Origin of the sequence: Faecalispora anaeroviscerum (assembly GCF_947568225.1) — a bacterium.
GTDB lineage: Bacteria > Bacillota > Clostridia > Oscillospirales > Acutalibacteraceae > Faecalispora > Faecalispora anaeroviscerum.
Genome location: NZ_CANOOQ010000001.1, coordinates 1,325,150 through 1,341,103 on the forward strand (window position 1 = coordinate 1,325,150; position 15,954 = coordinate 1,341,103).

The 15,954-nt window shown below is 49.3% G+C and carries 19 protein-coding genes; 11 read left to right on the forward strand and 8 right to left on the reverse strand.

Features of this window, described 5'->3' with window-relative positions:
* The 6 genes from QOS46_RS06530 to QOS46_RS06555 form a co-directional block, all read right to left on the reverse strand.
* Positions 1 to 963 carry a carbohydrate kinase family protein gene (locus tag QOS46_RS06530; protein WP_283608290.1) on the reverse strand — a complete coding sequence of 321 codons (963 nt, stop codon included), beginning with the start codon at positions 961 to 963 and terminating at the stop codon, positions 1 to 3.
* Positions 964 to 1,175: 212 nt separating this feature from the next.
* The gene (locus QOS46_RS06535) at positions 1,176 to 2,291 is read right to left on the reverse strand and encodes a substrate-binding domain-containing protein (RefSeq protein WP_283608292.1); all 1,116 of its coding nucleotides are present in this window, start codon (positions 2,289 to 2,291) and stop codon (positions 1,176 to 1,178) included.
* A 56-nt stretch (positions 2,292 to 2,347) separates the two neighbouring features.
* Positions 2,348 to 3,595: a sugar ABC transporter permease gene (locus QOS46_RS06540; protein ID WP_283608294.1), complete on the reverse strand. Its 1,248-nt coding sequence runs from the start codon at positions 3,593 to 3,595 to the stop codon at positions 2,348 to 2,350.
* The gene (locus QOS46_RS06545) at positions 3,592 to 5,160 is read right to left on the reverse strand and encodes a sugar ABC transporter ATP-binding protein (RefSeq protein WP_283608295.1); all 1,569 of its coding nucleotides are present in this window, start codon (positions 5,158 to 5,160) and stop codon (positions 3,592 to 3,594) included. The genes QOS46_RS06540 and QOS46_RS06545 overlap by 4 nt, the downstream gene beginning before the upstream one ends.
* Before the next feature lie 40 nt (positions 5,161 to 5,200).
* Positions 5,201 to 6,049: a Cof-type HAD-IIB family hydrolase gene (locus QOS46_RS06550; protein WP_326521341.1), complete on the reverse strand. Its 849-nt coding sequence runs from the start codon at positions 6,047 to 6,049 to the stop codon at positions 5,201 to 5,203.
* Complete coding sequence (locus QOS46_RS06555; protein WP_283608297.1) at positions 6,031 to 7,257, reverse strand: ROK family transcriptional regulator; 1,227 nt, start codon at positions 7,255 to 7,257, stop codon at positions 6,031 to 6,033. The genes QOS46_RS06550 and QOS46_RS06555 overlap by 19 nt, the downstream gene beginning before the upstream one ends.
* 179 nt (positions 7,258 to 7,436) lie before the next feature.
* Between QOS46_RS06555 and QOS46_RS06560 the strand changes: the two genes are divergently transcribed.
* The gene (locus tag QOS46_RS06560; RefSeq protein WP_283608299.1) at positions 7,437 to 8,045 is read left to right on the forward strand and encodes a DNA-methyltransferase; all 609 of its coding nucleotides are present in this window, start codon (positions 7,437 to 7,439) and stop codon (positions 8,043 to 8,045) included.
* A gap of 207 nt (positions 8,046 to 8,252) precedes the next feature.
* Here the strand turns inward: QOS46_RS06560 and QOS46_RS06565 are convergent, their stop codons facing one another.
* Positions 8,253 to 8,567 (reverse strand): hypothetical protein, encoded by a 315-nt coding sequence (locus tag QOS46_RS06565; protein ID WP_283608302.1) that lies wholly within the window; start codon positions 8,565 to 8,567, stop codon positions 8,253 to 8,255.
* A 247-nt stretch (positions 8,568 to 8,814) separates the two neighbouring features.
* On the opposite strand from QOS46_RS06565, the gene QOS46_RS14280 reads away from it, so the two are divergent.
* From QOS46_RS14280 to QOS46_RS06595, 7 genes are read left to right on the forward strand one after another with little or no spacing between them, the layout of a single operon-like run.
* Positions 8,815 to 8,997 carry a terminase gpP N-terminus-related DNA-binding protein gene (locus QOS46_RS14280; RefSeq protein WP_408611472.1) on the forward strand — a complete coding sequence of 61 codons (183 nt, stop codon included), beginning with the start codon at positions 8,815 to 8,817 and terminating at the stop codon, positions 8,995 to 8,997.
* On the forward strand, positions 8,958 to 9,701 hold the full coding sequence (locus QOS46_RS06570; protein ID WP_283610789.1) for a terminase small subunit: 744 nt from the start codon (positions 8,958 to 8,960) through the stop codon (positions 9,699 to 9,701). The genes QOS46_RS14280 and QOS46_RS06570 overlap by 40 nt, the downstream gene beginning before the upstream one ends.
* Positions 9,679 to 11,217, forward strand: coding sequence for a peptidase G2 autoproteolytic cleavage domain-containing protein (locus QOS46_RS06575; RefSeq protein ID WP_333782969.1), 1,539 nt, complete (start codon positions 9,679 to 9,681; stop codon positions 11,215 to 11,217). The genes QOS46_RS06570 and QOS46_RS06575 overlap by 23 nt, the downstream gene beginning before the upstream one ends.
* 11 nt (positions 11,218 to 11,228) lie before the next feature.
* Entirely contained in the window at positions 11,229 to 11,627 is a 399-nt protein-coding gene (locus QOS46_RS06580) for a hypothetical protein (RefSeq protein ID WP_283608303.1), read from the forward strand.
* Positions 11,624 to 11,770: a hypothetical protein gene (locus QOS46_RS06585; RefSeq protein ID WP_283608305.1), complete on the forward strand. Its 147-nt coding sequence runs from the start codon at positions 11,624 to 11,626 to the stop codon at positions 11,768 to 11,770. The genes QOS46_RS06580 and QOS46_RS06585 overlap by 4 nt, the downstream gene beginning before the upstream one ends.
* Positions 11,763 to 12,638, forward strand: coding sequence for a glycoside hydrolase family 25 protein (locus QOS46_RS06590; protein WP_283608307.1), 876 nt, complete (start codon positions 11,763 to 11,765; stop codon positions 12,636 to 12,638). Before QOS46_RS06585 ends, QOS46_RS06590 begins: the two co-directional genes overlap by 8 nt.
* A gap of 13 nt (positions 12,639 to 12,651) precedes the next feature.
* Positions 12,652 to 13,119 (forward strand): phage holin family protein, encoded by a 468-nt coding sequence (locus QOS46_RS06595; protein ID WP_283608309.1) that lies wholly within the window; start codon positions 12,652 to 12,654, stop codon positions 13,117 to 13,119.
* Between the two features lie 67 nt (positions 13,120 to 13,186).
* On the opposite strand, the gene QOS46_RS06600 is transcribed toward QOS46_RS06595, so the two are convergent.
* The gene (locus QOS46_RS06600; protein ID WP_283608311.1) at positions 13,187 to 13,816 is read right to left on the reverse strand and encodes a DUF998 domain-containing protein; all 630 of its coding nucleotides are present in this window, start codon (positions 13,814 to 13,816) and stop codon (positions 13,187 to 13,189) included.
* Positions 13,817 to 14,032: 216 nt separating this feature from the next.
* Here QOS46_RS06600 and dinB point away from each other — a divergent pair, with 216 nt between their 5' ends.
* From dinB to QOS46_RS06615, 3 genes are all read left to right on the forward strand, one after another.
* Positions 14,033 to 15,265 (forward strand): DNA polymerase IV, encoded by a 1,233-nt coding sequence (gene dinB, locus QOS46_RS06605; protein WP_283608314.1) that lies wholly within the window; start codon positions 14,033 to 14,035, stop codon positions 15,263 to 15,265.
* A gap of 12 nt (positions 15,266 to 15,277) precedes the next feature.
* Positions 15,278 to 15,511 (forward strand): hypothetical protein, encoded by a 234-nt coding sequence (locus tag QOS46_RS06610; RefSeq protein ID WP_283608316.1) that lies wholly within the window; start codon positions 15,278 to 15,280, stop codon positions 15,509 to 15,511.
* Positions 15,512 to 15,578: 67 nt separating this feature from the next.
* Positions 15,579 to 15,719, forward strand: coding sequence for a hypothetical protein (locus QOS46_RS06615; protein WP_283608319.1), 141 nt, complete (start codon positions 15,579 to 15,581; stop codon positions 15,717 to 15,719).
* The last annotated feature ends 235 nt before the right edge of the window (positions 15,720 to 15,954 follow it).

The window sequence follows — 15,954 nt, forward strand, 5'->3', positions numbered from 1 at the left end:
TCATCCCCCTTTTCGGCCAAGAAAATCCCTGACCATGTTTATTGTGGGCATCGCCGGTATCCCTCCGCGCTTTTGAACGCACAAAGAGGCGACCGCATTGGCAAATTCGGTAAAATCCCGGAGCTGTGCTTTGCCAAGCTCATTGGGGCGAAGCCCGCTCACGGCCAACTGGTAGAGGAAGCCACCCCAGAAAGCATCCCCGGCGCCTGTGGTGTCAACCACCGGAACATCGGGAACGGAAACGAGCGCGGACGCACCCTCCACTGCGGTATAGGCGCCGTTGCTGCCAAGCGTGACCACCGCGCAGGAGATCCCCTTTTGAAAAAGATGCCCGGCGGCAGCTTCGGGAGAAGATTCGCCTGTGATCAGCCCGACTTCCTCGTCGCTGATTTTTACAATGTCCGCAAAAGGAAGGACGCTCCGCATTTTCTCAGCGGCTTCCTCCTCGCTTTTCCAGAGCGGTGCACGGTAATTCGGGTCGTAAGAGATAATGGCTCCGGCCTTTTTTGCGGCTTTCACCGCTTCTATTGTGGCAGTACGCGAAGGTTCATCGGTCAGTGAAAGGGAGCCGAAGTGGAAAATCCTACACCCCTCTGCCAACTCGTGCTTCACCTCGCACGCTGAAAGGCAGGTGTCCGCACCGGGCTTGCGTGCAAACGAGAATTTGCGCTCGCCCGTTTCAGACAGCTCAACAAACGCAAGCGTCGTAAACACATCCTCTGCGCTGATCAGCCCGCTGGTGTCGACGCCCTTTTCTTCAAGCACCCTGCGCAGATAATCTCCGTGCATATCGTTGCCCACCTTGCCGATAAACGCAGTGCTTACTCCTAAGTTCGAGGCGGCACAGAGCACGTTTGCAGGCGCGCCGCCGGGGTTTTGCTCAAACAGGCGCATCCCGTTTTCGCTTCTGCCGTGGTATGTAAAGTCAATCAGCAGCTCACCCAACGCGACTATATCGAACATTCAATCACTCCCGATAAAAAAAATACCATACCAGCTTTCAGGCATCACTCAACATTTGCGTGGTGTGTAAACATTATTTTCGCGCCTGCAAATCGGACGGCAGAGAAATATCCCCGCCGTCCCCCTTGCAAGAGCTTAGAACCTGTGTTCACTGCCTGAAATGATCCTCTTGGCGGCATTGCTTACTTATGAATACAGGCTCTTAGGATTTCCTATTTCAGGAGCGCCAATCGGCTGGCATCATTCGCGAATGCCTCTTTTGCATTTTCCTTGGTGACAACGAGCGGAGGAAGCTCATAGATGCCTACGTCCTTCTTGCCATTGTTCACAGTTGTGTCAGGTGCGGGCATCCCGTTGCCTGCCTGCAGCGACTTGATGATCTCAATCGTTTTGCCTACCAGTACATTGGTTGGTTTGGCAACGGTTGAATACTGTCTGCCCGACCAAATCCACTCGACCGACTCGTTTTCGGCGTCAAGACCCGAAACTACGGGGATCTTCTGGCCGGCCTGCTCGGATGCGGTAATGATTGCGCGGGCGATTCCGTCATTCGGAGAGAGAACACCGTCGATTTCCTTACCCGAATAGAAGCCGGAGAGAAGGGAATCCATACGAGCCTGCGCTTTGGAATTGTCCCAGTCCATCGTGGCGCACTGAGTGAAATCCTTTTGGCCCGATACGACAACCAGCGTGCCGTCGTCGATCTTGGGCTGAAGCACATTCATAGCGCCTTTAAAAAAGTTGGGGGCGTTGGGGTCGGCAGGGCCGCCGCCAAACAGTTCAATATTGTAAGGACCCTTGCCCTTCTGCGCGGCTAATCCGTCGAGCAGGGCCTGCCCTTGCAGCTCGCCGGTCTTGATGCTGCCAAACTGCACCACGCCGTCAACACCAGTGGTGTTCTCAAGGAGGCGGTCATAGCCGATGATGCTGATGCCGGCCGCCTTTGCTTCTTCCAGAACCGCCCCAAGCTGGGAACCGTCGACAGGGCCGACAACGATCACCTTGGCGCCATTCTGAATCATGGACTCGATCTGCTGCTGCTGCTGGGGAACCTTGTTGTCAGCATGCTGTACAATTGTCTTGAAGCCTGCAGCCTCCAATTGGGTTTTGAACATCTCATCCGCTTCCGCCCAGTTCTGAGTGCCAAGCCAGGGCAGCGCAACGCCAATCGTTGCGTCTGCGGCAAATCCAGTGCCGCCTGAAGCAGCGGACGACGTCTCGGGCGTAGCCGAACTGGCGCTGGGGGCTGTGCCGCCGCAGCCAGTCAGTGCTGTTGCCATCATGAGTGATGCTACTAGGAACAGGGATAGGCATTTTTTCTTTTTCATACTAACCTCCTGTTTTAAGTCCTTCGACTAATATGTAAGGCCCGGCCATCAGTCTATCAGGAATCTCTGTCGGCAGGGTTACCTTCCTTGGAGTTGCTTTCTTTTGCGGGAAATAGCCTTCCAATAATGGATGAACGACCCTGCTGCTTGTTGAAAACATCAAAAGCAACCGCGGCAAGCAGCACAAGACCCTTAATTACCTGAGTGCGGTCAGCGCCAACCCCCATGAGCATCAGCCCTGAGTTGAGAACGGCCATCACCAGTCCTCCAACCATTGTAGCAAGAATGGTGCCGACACCGCCCGAAACAGCCGCACCGCCAATAAAGACCGACGCAATGGCATCCAATTCCCATCCGTTGCCATCCGACGGGCCAGCCGCGGTTGAGCGACCCACAAACATAATTCCGGCCAAAGCCGCAAGCATAGACATATTGAGCATGGTCAGGAAATAGGTTCTCGGGACATTTACACCGGACAGCGCGGCTGCACTTTTGTTGCCGCCGACAGCGTACACATGGCGGCCAAATCTGGTGCGCTGAGTGATGATGTGGTAGATAATGACTAAAATCACAAGAATCAGTCCCGGTACGGGGAAGGATGTGCCGGGGCGCCCAGTGCCAAAAATCCATGTTAAGTAACCAATGACGAGTCCGACCAAGCAAATCCGAGCCACCACCGGCCAAAGCTCCTCTGTTTTTCCGGTCAGTTTTGCCGAACGATCGCGCTTGCGCAGCTCCATAAATGCAAACGCGGCGACCGCGATGATCCCCAGCAGCAGCGTAGAGTTGTTCATCCCTGTAAAAGTGGGCCCCCAGTCGGGCAAATATCCCGCGCCGAATACTTTGAGCTGCGCCGGCGCCGGCACCGAGATCGACTTTGAAATCCAGATCACACCGCCGCGGAAAATCATCATGCCGCCCAATGTTGTAATAAATCCGGGAATTCCGAGCTTTGAGAGCCAGAACCCCTGCCACGCGCCAATCGCAGCGCCGATTGCCAGGCTGAGAAGCACCGCAAGCCACCACGGCAACCCAAGGTCGCGCGCCGTAAGAGCCATCACCATACCGCAGAAACCGGCCACCGAACCGACGGACAGATCGATCTGACCGATCACGATGACCATCAACATGCCAATTGCCAGCACCAACACATACGCATTGCCGGAAATCAGGTTCTGGAAGTTGGAGGAGGTAATCATTCTTCCCCCCGAAGTAATATTAAAGATGACGGTAAGCGCCACCAGAGCAATCACCATGCTGTACTGCCGCAGTCCTCCGCCAAATACTTTCTTAATATATTTCATAACGCCTTCTCTTCCTTTCCTGCGTTAGATTCCGACCCGGAGGTGTTTGTCATCATTCTCATAAGTTTTTCCTGATCGGCCTCCTCACGGTCTAACACACCTGTTACACTGCCCTCAAAAATAGTGTAGATTCTGTCCGATATACCCAGCAGTTCGGGCAACTCTGAGGAAATGATGATGACCGCTTTGCCATGATCCGCCAGTTCCTGTATCAGACGATAAATTTCGTACTTGGCACCAACGTCAATCCCTCGGGTGGGTTCGTCAAGGATCAGAACATCCGGCTCTGTAAACATCCACTTGCCCAAAACAACCTTTTGCTGGTTTCCGCCGGACAGGGTGGTCACGCCGATGTTAACGCTGTTCGTCTTGACATTTAGGGAACGGCGGTACTCTTCGGCAACCTGAAATTCCTGGTCCAAATTAAGGAGTCTGCCGTGTAAAATTGCCTTTAGATTTGCTGACACAGTGGTTACGCGGATGCTGTCTAACAGATTGAGCCCCAAAGTCTTGCGATCCTCGGGCACATAGGCGATGCCCTGACGGATAGCGGAGGCAACCGAGGTAACGTGAATTTCCTTACCCCTGATTTTGACAGAGCCTCCCAGGTAAACGCCGTAGTTTCGCCCAAAGATAGACCGCATCAGCTCCGTTCTTCCCGCTCCCATAAGACCGGCAAAGCCGACGATCTCTCCGGCTCTGACAAAGAAGCTGGAGTTTTTACATACCAACCGACCCGGTATATCTGGGTCTTCCACGCGCCAGTCGGACACCTCGAAGATAACCTCTCCGGGATTCGATTCGTGAGTGGGAAAGCGGTTTTCGATGGAACGCCCTACCATAGAGCGGATGATACGGTCCTCATCTACATGCCCCGCATCAACGGAGTAGGTTTCGACCGTGCGACCGTCGCGAATGACTGTGACAGCGTCGGATATCTCCGCAATCTCGTTGAGCTTGTGCGAAATCATGATACAAGTAATGTCTCGGCTTTTGAGGCCGCGCATGAGCTCGAACAGGTTCGCGGAGTCGGCTTCATTAAGCGCGGAGGTAGGCTCATCGAGAATCAACAGCCTGACGTTTTTGGAAAGTGCCTTCGCGATTTCCACCAATTGCTGCTGGCCTACACCCAAGTGCTTAATCAAGGTGTCGGGATCAATAGCCAGCCCTACCCTGTTGAGCAGCTCTACCGTGCGGTGCCGTGCAGCGTTCCAGTCAATCAGCCCATGCTTTACGATCTCGTTTCCCATAAAGATGTTTTCGGTAATGGATAGCTCCGGAATCATTGTCAGCTCCTGGTGAATAATCACAATACCGGCGCTCTCCGATTCTTTGATGTCCTTAAACATCACTTCATTGCCCATGTAGATGATCTTTCCCTCATAGGTGCCATGAGGATAAACACCGGAAAGGACTTTCATCAAAGTTGATTTCCCCGCGCCATTCTCACCACAAATTGCGTGAATGTCGCCTCTATGTACCTCCAGTGTCACATCGTCGAGCGCACGCACGCCCGGAAAGAGTTTGGTAATACCTTGCATTTGCAGAATTAAAGGATGTTCCATAACCACACTCCCCATACGCTTGCAGTTTCGCAAGCAAATATCATATGCGATTCTCCGCAAAATGTAACTGTTCCAGTCCCGCAAGCACACCCTCGTGGTCGTTGTCTGCGGTAACATTCGGCACCTGCCTTTTTACCTCTGGAGGCGCGTTGCCCATTGCAAAGCAGGTACCGGTTGCAAGCAGCATATCCATGTCGTTGAAATTATCGCCGAAGGATACGGTAGCTTCAATGGGAATATGATAGGTCTTGCAAAGATATTTGACCGCACCGGATTTCGAGACAGCTCCGTCCATCATTTCAAGATAAGTATCTTTGGAGCGAAAAACGGAAAGCCCGGAAAATTTTTCTTTCAACGCATTGTTAAGATCGGCGACCGCTTCGGCCTCCCCCATACACAAAAGCTTATGTATCTGCCCTGTTTGTGGGATGAGGTCAGAAATCTTGCCTTTTTTGGGCACTGATGCCGTGATGCTTTGTTCCTGCACGATCCATTTGTCATGAATATCATCTGAAATCCAGTCATCGTAACAATAGGCACTGCAACAAACGGAACTCCATTCTCTTTTCACAAAGTCATCAATCAGTATCGCCTTTTCGCGGTCGATGCCAACCGTTAGAACTGGATCCCCGCGTTCATTAAGAATCAGTGCGCCGTTGTAGCAGACAATGGGTGCTTTCATTCCCAATTCTCGCTGCAGGGGAAAAATCCCCGAAGGCATACGGGCAGAAACCAAAATAAAAGGAATCCCGATACGATAGAGCTCCTGTATTTTTTGTCTGGTACCCGGGGAAATACGATTTGTTGAGTCCAAGAGCGTCCCGTCAATATCGCAAAAGATCATTTGATATTGCATTGTTTCGGGCGCAATCATTTGTCCTGCCCCCATTTGCCGGCCGCCGAAAACATACTGGGCAGTTGTAACACCTTATCCGTTGCTGTAGCGGCTGCGCCGTAAAGGGTGGGATCCACCTTGAGGGCAGATATTTTAATCCGCACCTTGGTGTGCAGCTCGGGAATTACGCGCTGCCTTACCACATTCTGAATAATCGGCAGCAGCAAATCCCCTCCCTGAGATACGACATCTCCAATGATAATAATGTCGGGATTATAGGCGTTGATCAGAGTAACACAGCCGTAACCGATATACTCCGCGGTCTCCCGCACCACCTCCAGAGCTTTGGTATTACCAGCACGAGCCGCTTCAAAAATGGCGGTGCAGGCATCGCTGCTTTGCGGATTTTTACTGGAAAGGCATTCCGGCACACGCTCCTGTGCTTTCTTCAATATGGCCGGAGCCGAACAATACATCTCAAGGCAGCCATAGTTTCCGCATTCACAGCGGGGGCCGTGAACGTCCACGCTGATATGCCCGGTTTCGCACGCGGTACCCTGCACACCCAGAAAAAGGCGGCCTCGCTCAATAATACCAGCACCCACGCCGTCGCCCACCAAAAAATAGGCCAGCGTGTGCAGCGGCTGGGTATGGCCTCCAAAGAGCCATTCAGCCAATGCACCTGCGTTTGCATCATGCTCTATAAAAACAGGCTTATTAAACTCTTCCTTGAATTCCTCAATAAAATTGATTGTGTGCCAGGCAGACATTTGGGTTACTACCGCTATACGGCCTTCCTCCCGCAAATAGGGTCCCGGAACAGCAAGACCAATGGAAACTACATTTTCATACTTGTTCAGCATATCGTGTATCTGCTTTTTCATAGCAGAAAGCACCGTTTTTGGGTCTTCCTCAAATGGAAAAGTCGTTTCGGTTTTAGTGTATATTTTCCCCGAAATATCGAACACACCTACCGCGAACATCTGTCTTGCAAACTTTACCCCTATAATTTGATGTCTGTCGGCGTTTAGTCTAAGCCCGATGGAACGGCGGTTGTCGCTGCCCGTAATAATACCCGCCTCGGATACAATACCCATTTCCATCATCGACGCAACTATTTTTGTTATGGCCGCTTGGGTAAGACCCGTTTGTCTGGCAATGTCCGCGCGGGAACAAACCTCCTGTTGCTGCAATATTTTCACAACAGCGGAGCGATTCATTTCGGTTAAATCACTATTATTTTTTCCTGTTGCACCTCTCATTTTTGCTTGCCGTCCTTTTCTCGCTTCAGGGTGTATAAACAGCGTTAATTGATTCACTCTGTTAATATATTAATCGAATATTTTCAATTTGTCAACTATTTTTTATAAAGTTAATTATTTTTGTACTTATACGCTATTAAATTCGTTTTTGAGAACCAATACGCCCTCTTACAATCCAGTTGCTTCCTTTCAATGAACTGTGGAAGCAATATCTTCGAATCATCAAGGACAACGGCGCAATCGTTCTGACTTCGTGCCAGTCGTTCACGACAAAACTGATCAGCAGCCAGCCAAAGCTATTTCGATATTGCTGGTACTGGTATAAAAACATGGTGACCGGGTTTGCAAACGCCAAGAAGCAGCCGCTGCGCTGCGTGGAAGAAGTCTGCGTGTTTTATAAACACCCGCCGATGTACAATCCACATGGGATCATCGTCCTGGACAAACCGGTGAAACGGCATGGGAAGTCAGTACCGGCGCATGGCGATTCTGTTTACCGGATAGATGGGAGTCTTTCACATGATACAGAAACCTGCATTGTACATTATCCCCGCCAGGTGCTGGAAGTAAAATGTGAACGTGGACTGCATCCGACTCGGAAGCCTGTCGCGTTGTTCGAGTATTTCATCCAGACATACACAAATCCGGGAGAGCTGGTTTTGGATAACTGCATGGGCAGCGGAACAACGGCGGTGGCTTGTATCAATTCCGGCCGCAATTATACCGGGTTTGAGTGGGATAAGCAGCATTTTCTAACTGCGCTGAACAGAATAAGCAAAAGCTATTGACATACAAATAGAAACATAGTATCATAGAAAAGTTGGAAATATCCAAAAACCTATCTTTTCATGCTAAGCCGAAAGCATTAATTCGGTGTTGTAGTCGCTCTGAACTGTTCCATAGACTAAACAACAAAAGCAGGTATAGCAGTCGATAACCCGGGCGTTACACGGGACAAAATATTATGAGGCATCCGCTTATCGCGGGTGCCTTTTTTAGCGCTTTGCCTTATGGCAGGCGCTTTTCTCATACCCATTTTTAGGAGGTGAGCAGCATACAGGCAACTGAAAAATCAGCACAAAGAAATTTGAGGGCAGCCACATTGTGGCTGCCCATTTTCGTAGATTATCCAAAACAACGTTCACAGCATCGGTGGCAACGTTGACGACAGAAGGGGTTGCTGCACCAACGACAACGTTCGTGGCAGCGGCGACGACAGTTTTCACTATCACTATTACGATCGTTATTACGATCATCCCAATCCCGGTCGTCACGTCTGCACCCGCCGCGATCAAAAGAACCATTATCAAACATTATCTAATCCCGCCTTTCCAATGGAATTTGTATATAATATGGTGCTATTGTTAGGCTTGTCAATCTTCGGGGTCGGAATGCTGTTGAAGAATGTCATAAAAGGTAATTGGAGGTGAGCAGCAGTGAAGTGCAAAGATTGCCCTTGGAACGATTACCGTAAGGCGGGTGTGCCGTACTGCATGCTGCCTCGGTGCATTTATCAGAAGAAGCGAGGTGATGACGGGTGTGGCAAAAACCGAATTGATGGGTCAAGCAAAGATCCTGTACCAAGAGGGCAAGACCCCGTCTGAAATTGCCGAGCTTTTAGGGGTATCCCCGGGAACCGTCCGTAGCTGGAAGAGTCGTGGCGGGTGGGACGATAATGTTGCAATGCGGTACTTGCTGACATTAAAGCTACAAAGGCGGTTGAGGATAATGACGAGTTAACCGATGCACAAAAGGCTTTCTGCTTGTACTACTCCAAAACGTTCAATGCGACTATGGCCTATAAAAAAGCGTTTGGGTGTGATTATGCTTCTGCAAATGCCGCAGGGCCGAGACTGTTAGTAAATGTTCGTATCCGCGCCGAAATCACCAGGCTTAAGGAGATTCGCTCCTCTGCTCTGCTTGCTTCTGTCGATGATGTGGTGGAAAAATACATGCATATTGCCTTTGCGGATATCACCGACTTTCTGGATTTTGGCCGCGCTTGGGTTCCTGTTATGGGTCCGTTCGGTCCTATTCAGATTCCGGTTCCGGGGAGTGATGCAAAGGTCGCACCGACCAAAGAAATCAACGAGGTGCGTTTCAAAGAATCGTCTGAGATTGATGGTACTTTGCTGTCCGAGGTGAAGCAAGGCAAGGACGGTGCCAGTGTAAAGCTGGCTGACCGTATGAAAGCGCTGGAATGGCTTGGCAAGTACTTTAAAGCAAATCCTGCCGACCGTCACCGCCGCGAGTATGACAAGCGGCGCCTGGAAATCGAGTTGCTCAAAGCAAAGTCGGCTATAAAAGACACCGGCGACAGCTCTGCTCCTGATGATGGGTTTCAGGCCGCTTTGAATGGCCAAGCTGCTGACGTCTGGCAGGATGGCGATAATGCAAGCCCTGACTGGGAGGAACAGAACAGTGACAACGTGGACGAAGATTGACGAGCAGATCGCGGCATATCGCAAAGCACTGTCTGACGGCACCATAAAGCTTCGGCATCAGGTAAAACAGGGCTTTTTTAAGTTCAAGCCTTTTTCACGTAAACAAAAGACGGTCCTTACCTGGTGGTGCCCCAGCAGCCTGGTAAAGGATTCTGAGGGTATCATTGCCTACGGATCAATTCGCTCCGGTAAAACCGTCTGCATGTCTCTGTCCTATGCCGTTTGGGCCATGGAATCCTTTGACGGTTATAATACTTATGTAAGCGGATATATGACACTTAAAATAGCAACTTTTGATTACACCAATAAAACAGTAACGCTTTCTTCTGCACCAATTACAGACCTTATAGCTGGTGATATTGTTGATATTGCACGAGTAGCATCAGGGGTAATAAGAAATGTTTTAATAGCAAATTATGATGCTACTACAAAAACTGTTACTTTTACAGACTTTGAGCCAAACTCAGCGTGTCACGGATTAATTACCAGTAAGGGAATAGCTACAAGCGGGGGGCATGCAGAGGGAAAAGATACAATTTCTTCTAGTTCATTTTCTCACGCAGAAGGACTAGGTTCGCTTGCTTCTGGTAGTAATTCTCATGCAGAAGGAACTAGTACAATTGCTTCTGGTATTGGTTCTCATACAGAAGGTGGTAATACAACCGCTTCTAGTATTTATTCTCACGCAGAAGGACTAGGTTCGCTTGCTTCTGGTAGTAATTCTCATGCAGAAGGCCGATATACGACCGCATCTGGCGTCCTTTCTCACGCAGAAGGCTTTCATACAAACGCTTCTGGTATTACCTCCCATGTTATGGGGCGATACAATAAAGCATTAACTGGTGAAGCAGCTTCTTTCAGTACTACGGCTGACGCCTTTGTAATCGGAAATGGAACGGCTACTGACGCCCTGTCAAATGCCTTTAGAGTTACCTTTGATGGCTCGGTGTATGGCCTTTCAGCCTACAACACAACTGGTGCGGATTACTCCGAATACTTTGAATGGTTCGACGGAAACCCTGACGCGGAAGACCGTGTAGGACTGTTTGTAACTCTGACTGGTGAAAAGATCAAACTCGCAAACGATGGAGATTACATTGTCGGCGTGACATCCGGGAATCCGTCTATTGTTGGCGATCACCCGTCCGAAAGCTGGTCGGAACGGTACGCCCGCGATGTTTACGGCAGATTGGTTTATGAGGACATTAATATTCCAGAAGAAACGGAAACAGACGAAGAAGGAAACACTATCAACGTAATCCCCGAGCATACAGAAACGCGACTCAAGGCGAATCCTGAATATGACCCCACAAAGGAAGCCGAGTATCAGAACCGAGAAAAGCGCCCGGAATGGTCTACTGTCGGTATGCTTGGCAAACTCGTTGTCAGAGATGATGGCACTTGCGTGGTCAACGGCTACTGCTCCCCAAGTAATGGAATCGCTATGGCAACTGCATCAGGCTATCGAGTGATTGCCAGGCTGGACGAAACTCATATCAAAGTGCTGATCAAGTAAGGAGGCATAGTATGCAGGTGAAATTTGAGAACGGAACGGTTTTACAGATTATCAATTCCCGCAGCAGCCACAACGGGGAACGCAGAACGCTAAAGTTGACGCTGAAACGGTCAGAAATCGATTTTGCGGCACTCGATGCTTTGACTGCTGACAATACGGGGCGGCTGGTCGTGACTGACGGCGAAGCGCAGTACATTTATGACGCCTATAAAATCCGCAGCGAATTGTCTGTTGTGCCGGTGGAGATAACACCAGAATCTCGTACGGAGGATGCAATAACTGAGGATGGGTATCGCGTTGTACTGGCGCAGCTCACTTACACAGAGCAGCAGGTGCAGGAGCAGGCGGCGGCGATTAACGATATGCAGGCCGCAATTGCAACACTGGCATTCGGAGGTGAGGCGCAATGAGCATCTTACTTAAAATTGCCTGCCAAGTACTCGCGCGCAGACTTGTTGCCGGGGAAAATTTCGAGAACATAATTAAGGACTATCCTCGCATGACATCGGAACAGGTTGCAGAGATTAAAAAGGAGCTGAACATAAATGCTTAAAGGTATCGACGTCAGCAACGCCAACGGGTGCGTTGACTGGGACAAGCTGAAAGGCAATATTGATTTTGCAATCCTGCGCTGCGGGATTGGCAGCGATATGTCCAGTCAGGACGATAAACAGTGGGGGCAAAATGTAGCCGAGTGCAACCGACTGGGCATTCCGTGGGGGGCGTATCTTTACAGCTACGCAATGAGTATAGCCGAGGCCGAGAGCGAAGCCTCACATGCCCTGCGGCTGCTCAATGGCCTAAAACCGGTCTACCCGGTCTACATTGACATGGAGGACGCCGACGGCTACAAAGCCAAGCGCGGCGGCATTAGCAAACAGATGGCAAGCGACATTTGCCGCATCTTTTGTGAACGCGTCACCGCCGCCGGGTATGTTGCAGGGGTATACGCCAACAAGGATTGGGCGATGAACCGGATCGACATGGCGCAGCTCGCGGGGTATACGTTCTGGCTGGCACAGTATAGCAGCAAGGTTACCTACACCGGCAAGTATGATATGTGGCAGTACAGCAGCAGCGGAAGCCTGCCAGGCATCAGTGGGCGCGTGGATATGAACTACTGCTACAAGGATTTTGCAGCAGTTGCTACTCCCGCCATCGCCGGCCTGACCCTCGACACCAGCAGCAAGGACATGGCGGCAAGTGAGACCTATACCCTGCTGGCCCGGTGCGAAAAGGAGCCGGAAGTTGATGTTACTGGCCGGGATGTTATTCGGGTGCTGCGTAAATACAAAGACCCCAAAGGCCGCGGCTGGCTGATCGACGTGCAGGGTCTGCCGCCCGAACCGGTTGTAAGGCATGGACATATCACCGTAAGCGCTGCCGGCCAGACCGTGCAGTGCAATTTCAATGTTTTGTGAGGGGGATAACATAATGGATAAAATCAAAGCGGTATTTGTGGGCGTATTTGCGGCGCTGTCGGCGTGGCTCGGCATTCTGGCAATCCCAGTTTATCTGCTGGTGGCCTGCAACATCATCGACTATGGAACTGGACTGGCGGCGGCAAAATACCGGGGCCAGAAAGTTAATAGCTACACCGGGTTCCGAGGCATTGCAAAAAAGATTTGCATGTGGCTGCTGGTAGGTGTCGGCGCTATTTTTGACATACTGCTTGCCTACGCTGCGGAGCAGGTCGGGATTGTACTTAATTTTGGATACGCTATCGCCTGCCTGGTCGCGATCTGGCTAATCTGCAATGAGCTGATTTCTATTTTAGAGAACATGGCCGACATTGGTGTGAACCTGCCGCCGTTTTTGATGCGCTTTGTTGATAATCTGAAAAGCCAGGTGGAAACGAAAGCGGAAGCAGCCCTGCCAGAAAAGACGGACAAAACCGAATAAAAATGACGATCCCCTCAGCTGGATGATTCCGGTTGAGGGGATTTTTTATTTGTATAGATATATAACGTCAACGCCATGCTCTGCTTTCTGTCCTTACATAAATTCTTGATGAGAAGAAAGTAAAGGCGTGGAAAGTATAAACACTAAGCCTTTGTATAAGACCTAATATATTCCATTCATTTTTAATACCTACTAAATGCAATAAATTGAAAAGCACAATAAAGATAGCCGCTGTCAGCGATAGATTCCTGAGAAAATTAAGTTCATGCTGCCGATAGCCAAGAGAAAGTAAAAATAAAGCAATAGGCGGCAAGGCAATAATGGCTATTGCTAAAATAAGGTGAATTATATTTTGCGGATTGATTGCAGATTCTGCCGTCATAGGGAAAACACCGAATGTAATAAGTGATAAGCACGCAATACCAAAAAGTAATATGCTTCCTACACGTGCATAAAAGTAGTGCCCTTTGAAAAATTTGATGCAAAGAGTAATTGAAAAAATCAGAAAAAAAACTTGATATATTATTATTAAGATTCGCATTATACTAGAATGCGGCGTCTGATCCGCAGATAAAACGCTAATATAAGATTTTATAGGATTATATCCTTGCACAAGGATGCAGCCAAGAATATCGCTTAGGATAAAAGAAATAACCCCAATCATACCTGATGATAATGCTTGTTTTTGTAATCCCATCGATTTAGCTCCTGATTTTAATTTTCGGTACATTCGTTGCCATCGCGCAAACCTCCTATACAGGTTGCCATAGTTATCTTCTAATATTATGTGCAGGCCAAAAAGAAAAAATTCTGATAACTCAGATCATGCTGGTCAGCATTTCCATTGATATTTGCGAACGCATGTTCTAATATAAAAGAGCATACACTAGAACAAGCGTTCGGAGGTGGAAATGTGGATCGAATTATATTGCATTCAGATTGTAACAGTTTTTACGCGAGTGTGGAGTGCTTGCATAGACCCGAAATAAGGGATAAACCAGTGGCCGTAGGTGGCGACGTTGAACAGCGTCATGGCATTATCCTTGCAAAGAATGAACATGCGAAGAAATATGGTATCAAAACAGGCGAGGCCCTCTGGCAAGCTCAACAGAAGTGTCCCGAATTGGTCATTGTACCCCCACGCTTTGAGCTATATCAGCGCTTCTCGCAGCTTTGCCATGAGATTTATCTGGACTATACCAATCAGGTGGAGCCCTTTGGCCTGGATGAGTGTTGGCTTGATGTCACAGGTAATAATGTAGATGGCGTGAAATTAGCACACGAAATCCGTGAACGCATTAAGTATGAGCTAGGGATCACCGTGAGCATAGGTGTGTCTTATAATAAAATTTTCGCTAAGCTGGGATCGGATTACAAAAAGCCAGATGCAGTCACGGAAATAGGCAGATCTAATTATCAGCAAATAGCCTGGCCGCTGCCGGCAGGTGATCTGTTGTATGTGGGCAGCGCAACCCGGCGTAAATTAGAGTCCTATGCCCGGCACACAATAGGTGACCTGGCCAGCACGTCTGAGCAAACTCTCAAAGGTTGGTTCGGTAAATGGGGCAGCGTGTTGTATGCTTTTGCAAATGGTTATGATATCACGCCAGTTTCCCGTTATGAAGATCGCAAAGAAGTGAAAAGTATCGGCAATAGCACCACCACGCCGCGTGATCTTGTTGACAACGAGGATGTTAAAATTATCCTTTATGTACTGGCGGACAGCGTTGCCCGGCGGCTCCGGGAGCATGGCTGTAAGGGGCGCACCATCAGCATCAGCGTCCGCGATAATCAGCTAATGAGCTTTACGCGGCAGCATACCATGGCCAATTATACAAACATTACTGCAGAGATCGCACGGGCTGGTATGGATCTATTTACCCGGCATTACTACTGGCAGCAGCCCATACGTAGCCTTGGCATCAGTATCTCCGACCTGGTCAGTGATTCTACTCCGCTGCAGATGGATTTGTTCGGCGCAGGACAGGAGCAGCTGTGCAGGGAACGGCTGGATACTGCCGTCGACAGTTTGAAGAGGCGCTTTGGTACCAGCGCTGTGCGGCCGGCAGTATTGCTGCAGGACCCGGAGCTGTCTGGATTTGATCCAAAGAAGGACCACACGATTCACCCGATCGGTTATTTTTAAAGGGTGAAGACTATGAAAAAATATGTTGATATGATCGTGCAGTATACTGAGGATGGTCGGATCATCCCGCTGGCTGTACGCTGGTCGCCGGACCAGCTTTTTGAGATTGATTGTGTGCTAGACGTGCGGAAGGCCGCCTCTTTAAAGGCCGGCGGTACTGGTATCCGTTATTTATGTCGGATTAAAGGGCGGGAGCGGTTTATCTGGTTGGAGGGCAACAGGTGGTTTGTGGAAGGGAAAGCGTAAAATCTCTTCACATTTCCATATATTTCCATATGTTTTATGCTACCCTAAAAGAAAAGGGGTAGTCACCATGGACGACAAATTGCAGCGAGAGCTGGAGCTTATCAATCAGAACCTTAACACCATTATTAAAAACCAAGCACTGATTTATGAAAGGCTGGGGCAAGTAGAGAATGCAATAAAAGCGCCCTCATCTCCCGGCCAGGAATGAGGGCACTATCTTGACTTGCATCTTGACTTGCATCTTATCAATTTTTCTCTATTTTTAGTAATGTTTTATTATGATACAAAGGCAATAAAAAAACCCGCATAAACACTGGAATTCCCAGTACCTATGCGGGTTTTTCAATGGTCGAGGTGATACGCAACATTGTTTCCCTGAAATTTTATTCAAGTATTCTCTGTATGATAATTGGTTCTGATTTCTGCTTGTGAAAGTATTTTCT

Excerpts from the sequence above, each read along its gene's own strand:
- QOS46_RS06530 (WP_283608290.1), bottom strand. The coding sequence starts at position 963 with ATGTTCGATATAGTCGCGTTGGGTGAGCTGCTGATTGACTTTACATAC.
- QOS46_RS06535 (WP_283608292.1), bottom strand. The coding sequence starts at position 2,291 with ATGAAAAAGAAAAAATGCCTATCCCTGTTCCTAGTAGCATCACTCATG.
- QOS46_RS06540 (WP_283608294.1), bottom strand. The coding sequence starts at position 3,595 with ATGAAATATATTAAGAAAGTATTTGGCGGAGGACTGCGGCAGTACAGC.
- QOS46_RS06545 (WP_283608295.1), bottom strand. The coding sequence starts at position 5,160 with ATGGAACATCCTTTAATTCTGCAAATGCAAGGTATTACCAAACTCTTT.
- QOS46_RS06550 (WP_326521341.1), bottom strand. The coding sequence starts at position 6,049 with ATGGGGGCAGGACAAATGATTGCGCCCGAAACAATGCAATATCAAATG.
- QOS46_RS06555 (WP_283608297.1), bottom strand. The coding sequence starts at position 7,257 with ATGAGAGGTGCAACAGGAAAAAATAATAGTGATTTAACCGAAATGAAT.
- QOS46_RS14280 (WP_408611472.1), top strand. The coding sequence starts at position 8,815 with ATGGGTCAAGCAAAGATCCTGTACCAAGAGGGCAAGACCCCGTCTGAA.
- QOS46_RS06580 (WP_283608303.1), top strand. The coding sequence starts at position 11,229 with ATGCAGGTGAAATTTGAGAACGGAACGGTTTTACAGATTATCAATTCC.
- QOS46_RS06585 (WP_283608305.1), top strand. The coding sequence starts at position 11,624 with ATGAGCATCTTACTTAAAATTGCCTGCCAAGTACTCGCGCGCAGACTT.
- QOS46_RS06590 (WP_283608307.1), top strand. The coding sequence starts at position 11,763 with ATGCTTAAAGGTATCGACGTCAGCAACGCCAACGGGTGCGTTGACTGG.
- QOS46_RS06595 (WP_283608309.1), top strand. The coding sequence starts at position 12,652 with ATGGATAAAATCAAAGCGGTATTTGTGGGCGTATTTGCGGCGCTGTCG.
- QOS46_RS06600 (WP_283608311.1), bottom strand. The coding sequence starts at position 13,816 with ATGGGATTACAAAAACAAGCATTATCATCAGGTATGATTGGGGTTATT.
- QOS46_RS06610 (WP_283608316.1), top strand. The coding sequence starts at position 15,278 with ATGAAAAAATATGTTGATATGATCGTGCAGTATACTGAGGATGGTCGG.
- QOS46_RS06615 (WP_283608319.1), top strand. The coding sequence starts at position 15,579 with ATGGACGACAAATTGCAGCGAGAGCTGGAGCTTATCAATCAGAACCTT.